4 protein-coding genes are annotated in these 4,553 nt (G+C 71.6%); 2 read left to right on the top strand and 2 right to left on the bottom strand.

Annotated elements, in window-relative coordinates:
• Nucleotides 1-241 precede the first annotated feature (241 nt).
• On the top strand, nt 242-706 hold the full coding sequence (locus LVO85_RS16580) for a hypothetical protein (RefSeq protein ID WP_232748723.1): 465 nt from the start codon (nt 242-244) through the stop codon (nt 704-706).
• 108 nt (nt 707-814) lie between these two features.
• Here the strand turns inward: LVO85_RS16580 and LVO85_RS16575 are convergent, their stop codons facing one another.
• Together LVO85_RS16575 and LVO85_RS16570 are read right to left on the bottom strand one after the other, a co-directional pair.
• Entirely contained in the window at nt 815-3,646 is a 2,832-nt protein-coding gene (locus LVO85_RS16575) for a M36 family metallopeptidase (RefSeq protein WP_232748722.1), read from the bottom strand.
• Nucleotides 3,647-3,899: 253 nt separating this feature from the next.
• Nucleotides 3,900-4,184 carry a hypothetical protein gene (locus LVO85_RS16570; protein WP_408637704.1) on the bottom strand — a complete coding sequence of 95 codons (285 nt, stop codon included), beginning with the start codon at nt 4,182-4,184 and terminating at the stop codon, nt 3,900-3,902.
• Between the two features lie 21 nt (nt 4,185-4,205).
• On the opposite strand from LVO85_RS16570, the gene LVO85_RS16565 reads away from it, so the two are divergent.
• Nucleotides 4,206-4,553: hypothetical protein (locus tag LVO85_RS16565; RefSeq protein WP_232748721.1), on the top strand; the 348-nt coding region annotated here is incomplete at its 3' end.

Here is a 4,553-nt window from a genome sequence, read left to right as displayed (position 1 = left end):
TTCCTGGCGCTGTCCTTCTCCGGTGACACCTGGGGTCTTGGCTCCTGGTGGAAGAACACCTCCATCGTCAGGCGCTTCCCGATCCTGCGCTGACCCCACAACTCCATCCGCGGCCCACCTCTCTCCCGGGCCGCGGGTGGCGACAGGAGAGCCCCCGTGCCGGTGGAACGGCACGGGGGCTCAGTCGTGCCGTCGTCCGACGACCACCGCGCGAGAGTCCCTGTGCGACCTACACTGAGGCATGCGCCCCACCCTCCTGCTGTGCCTGGTCGTCGCCCTGAGCGCCTGCGGAGGCGGTGACCCGGCCGAGCCGGACGTCTCCCCGGACGAGCAGGCCGCCACGAGTGAGCAGGAGGCACAGGTGGGCGAGGCGACAGCGACCAGCGACGAGGCACCGGCCGGCGAGACACCGGACGGCACGCTCACCGAGGCCGACGACGGGGCCACGGTGGAGGTCGCGGTGGGGGAGCAGCTGTCGTGGCAGCTGACCTCGGCGGAGTACGACTGGGAGCAGCCGGTCACCGACTCGGACGCGGTCGACGTCGTGCCCGTCGACTACCTCGACGACCCGGGATACCAGGAGTGGCTGCTCGTCGGCCTGACCGCGGGCACGGCGCAGGTCACCGTCGAGGGGCTGCCGGCCTGCGGCGACGAGGAGCAGTGCCCGCAGCAGACCGTCACCGTGACGGTCGAGGTCACCGGCTGAGGACGCCGACCTCCGAGCCCGGCCCCGCAGCTCTGCGGACAGCCGGACGGGGCGCCCGGGCCGTGTGGCCCGGACGCCCCGTCGCAGGGGGGTGTCACCGCGGAGGGGTCAGCCCTCCTCGGCCTCCTCGAAGGCGAACCAGCCACGGTGCTGCGTGCCGTCCTCCAGGACGATCTGCAGCTCCTGGCAGGTGCCGGCCATGCTCTCCTCGGTCTTCCAGTTGAACTGGTAGCGGTCCTGGCGAGCGTTGTAGGTCAGCGCGCGGTCGCCCGTCGTGCCGGCCGGCTGGGTGGTGGCGAACTGCACTGGCTCCAGCGTGTCGCAGTCGACCTGCTGGTAGGCCGGGGACTGCGCGTCCTTCAGGACGTCCAGGCCACGGTCGCCACCGAGGGTGAACTGGACCGGCGCGGCGTCACCGGCCTCGAGGGTGTTGACCGCCGGCGGGCCGGCGACCTTGCCGGCACCGACGATGCCCTCACCGTCGGCGACGCACTCCGCCGGGATGTCGAACGCCTCGGTGTTGTCGTCGCGGTTGGTCGTGCCCTGCACGGCGCTGGCGCCGAGACCACGACGGGCGAAGGCGCTCCACACGGTGCAGCTGTCCTCGCCACCGGCAGCCGCGACCGCGGCCAGGATGCCGTCGCGGCCGGCCACGAAGCCGGGGAAGCAGCCCTGGAACTTCATGCCGTCCATGACGTACTGCAGACCACGGGTGTTGCCGCCGCCGTCCCAGCCGCCGTAGAGGTCGGGCTCGAAGCCGTGCTTGTCGATCAGGTCCCAGGTCATGTCCCACAGGACCGCCGACCAGGCGTGGCCCACGCCGTGCGGCGTGGCCAGGCTGGTGCCGGTGATCCAGCTGTTGGTCTTGATCCGGTCGTAGGTGAACGGCTGGATGTCCATCGTGCGGGAGTAGGGGCGAGGCCTGATGCCGTTGCCCGACCGGTCGTCCTGGAACAGCGCGTAGGGGCCCATGCCGCGGGCGCCCTCCGGGTTGTCCAGAGCGGGGTCGATGAGCATGGCGATGGCCAGGTAGTCGCTCCAGCCCTCACCCATCTGCTCCTGGCCGCCGAGGCAGTTGATGTTCAGACCACCGGTGAGGCGGTTGGACACCCCGTGGCCGTACTCGTGGATGATGATGCCGTTCTCGAAGTCGCCGTCCCGGATGCCGGGGTGGCTCGAGGCCTTGGCGAAGCCGCCGGTGGTCGTGCCCGCCGCGACGGCGTCGCGGATGGCCTGCCCGTCGGCACCGCTGACGGTGACGGCCGGGATGGACACCGGGTCGAGCATCGAGTCGAAGGCCCTCAGGATGGCTGCGGAGTCTCCGCCGTAGGCGATCACGCCGACAGCGCCGCCGTCCTCCGCGTTCTGGACCCGCACGACGTTGCTGCAGCTGCCGAACAGCGAGCCGGCGGGCAGCACCGCGATGGCACCCGCGGCGTCGAAGGGCACGCACGGGTCGGCGACGTCGACCAGCGGTGCACTGAGACCGGCGTTGGTGGCCGGTGGTGTGAACTGCGACCACGAGGCGGCGTAGCCGACCGCGGTCTCCCCGGTGCCGACGGTCACCGTGTTCTGGGCGCCGTACTGGTTGCCGGGCCAGAGGTACATCTGCATCCGCGGACGGCCGCCGTCGGCGGCCGGGGTGGAGAAGTTGGCGTTGTTGGTGCCGCCTCCGTCGGCGGCCTCGGCGCGCACGTCGTCACCGCCCGTGCCGCCACGGCCGTAGTTGTCGACCTGGAAGTTGCCCGAGGCCTCGTCGAAACCGTAGCGGTAGAGCACGTCGTGGATGACGTTGTTGGCGTAGAAGAGGTTCGTCACCGCGGCCTCGCGGTAGGACTGGGCGTGCTCGGTGAGGTCGGCGTCGAAGTCGAACGTCAGGCCGGGCCCGCCGTCGGGGTCGCTGCCGGTGTCCGGGACGCCGTTGAAGTCCTGGTCCGTGTAGGCGTGGGCGTTGTTGCCCCGGGTGGTGGTGTGCTCGGCGCCCTCGGCGCCGTCCACGTCGTGCCAGCCGAACGGTGAGGCGACGGCGTCGGCCGGGTTTTCGACCAGCGTCATGCCGCCGTCGTTCGGGCTCTCCTTCGGCAGCGCGAAGACGTTGTAGCTGGAGCCGTCGAGCACCGGGTCGGACGAGCCGCCCATCCACGCCCCGGCCTGGGTGCCGACCATGCCGGCCTGGGCAGCGCCGGCGAACACGGCAGGGTCCCGGGCCAGGTTGTGGGCGAGTGCATGGACGTCGTGGTGGTCGGTCCAGTCCTCGGCCTCCAGGGTCTCCCCGGTCTCCGCGTCGACGGTGACGTGCCACAGGTGGTCGTCCTCCGCCTCGTCGATCACCAGCTCCCAGGCCAGCCGCAGACCCTTGTCGGTCGGCTGCCACACCTTGCGTGCCTCCACCGGCTCGGCGGCCGCCTGGGTCTCCACGACGGTCGCCTGCTCGGCCGAGCGTGCCGACGGGCCTGCGGTGGCGTCGTCGGCGCCGTCGATGTCGAGCTCGTCGGCGGCGGCCTCGACCGCCTCGACCGGTGTGACCTCCGCGCGGGCGGCGGCCCGCGCCGCCGCGACGCCGGGCTGGAAGCCGGCTGCCACGTGCAGCACCTCACCCTCGGCGGTGACGCTGACGGCGGCATGCGAGCGCATGACCTGCAGACCCTGGAGGCGCTGCACGGCGTTGACGTGCGTCACCCCGTGGCTGCCGGGGACGCTGGACAGGACGTGCAGCTCCTCGAGGTCGCCGGCCTCGACGTCGAAGTCGTCGGCGTTGTCGGTGAGGTAGGACAGGGCGACGTCCTCCGCAGGCGCCGAGCTCGGTGCCGTCAGGAAGAAGGGGGACCCCACCGGCGTGGCCGGCTGGAGTCCCGGTGGCGCGGCCCCGCCCGGCGCGGCGGCCAGGGCGAGGACGAGGGGCAGGGCAGCGGACGCTCCCAGGATGCGACGGTATTTCACACTGGCTCCTTGCGGAAGTGCCTCGTCGGGCACCTCGCGGTGTGACGCCGACTCGACAGGCGGGTGGAAGGGCAGTCACAACGTAGGGCTGCGTGACCCACACCACAATGGCTCCGGCGAAACCTTGGACGTCCCTTGACCGAACCATGACGTTACCCACCGGTTCGGATAACCCAGCGACTCACATCTGCTGGTGCACAGGACGATCAGGGCAGGTATGCCGCGACGGCCGTCGGCTGGCCGCGACGCCCGCTCAGCGCAGCGGGTCGAACGCAGCGAGCTCGGGGGCGACCCGCCCGGTGACGATCGTGTCGGACAGCAGGCGTCCTGTCGCCGGGCCCAGCGTGATGCCCCATTTGCCGTGGCCACCCGCCGCGAAGACCCGGGGCGAGCGGGTCGCGCCGACCAGCAGGGGGCGGGCGGTCTCGGCGATGGCCGCGACCCGGCGTGGGTCCAGCGGGGCCTTGGGGGACGGTCGCGTGCCGACGCACTGGAGACCCTGCTCACCCTCGAGCACCGCGCGGGCATCCCCGTGCACCCCAACACCCTGCGCTACCGCATGCAGCGCATCACCGCCCTGGGCGCCTTCGACCTGCACGACCCCGACACCAGGCTGGCGCTGCAGCTGCAGCTGCGGGCCCTGGGGCTACCGAGACGCTGGTCCGGCGGTGCTGAGAAGTCGGGACCTTGGTCCTGTGCTGGTGGGGACGGTGTGCTCTGTGGTGGCCGGTGGTGTTCGGGGAGGGTGGGTGTCAGCGGGAAGGTCCCGCTCCTGTCGCACAGAGGATTTGATGCCGTTATGGCAACGACGAACCGTCCTGAGACTCCCACTGGCACGCATGACGAGCTGGCTGGTGTGGAGCACACGTCCAACCACTGGCTGTCCCCGGTGGCCCGCAAGGTGCTG

It is taken from the genome of Ornithinimicrobium sediminis (assembly GCF_021272345.1).
Taxonomy (GTDB): domain Bacteria; phylum Actinomycetota; class Actinomycetes; order Actinomycetales; family Dermatophilaceae; genus Ornithinicoccus; species Ornithinicoccus sediminis_B.
The sequence above is the reverse complement of the archived record's forward strand: the minus strand, read 5'-3'. Positions and strand labels throughout refer to the sequence as shown.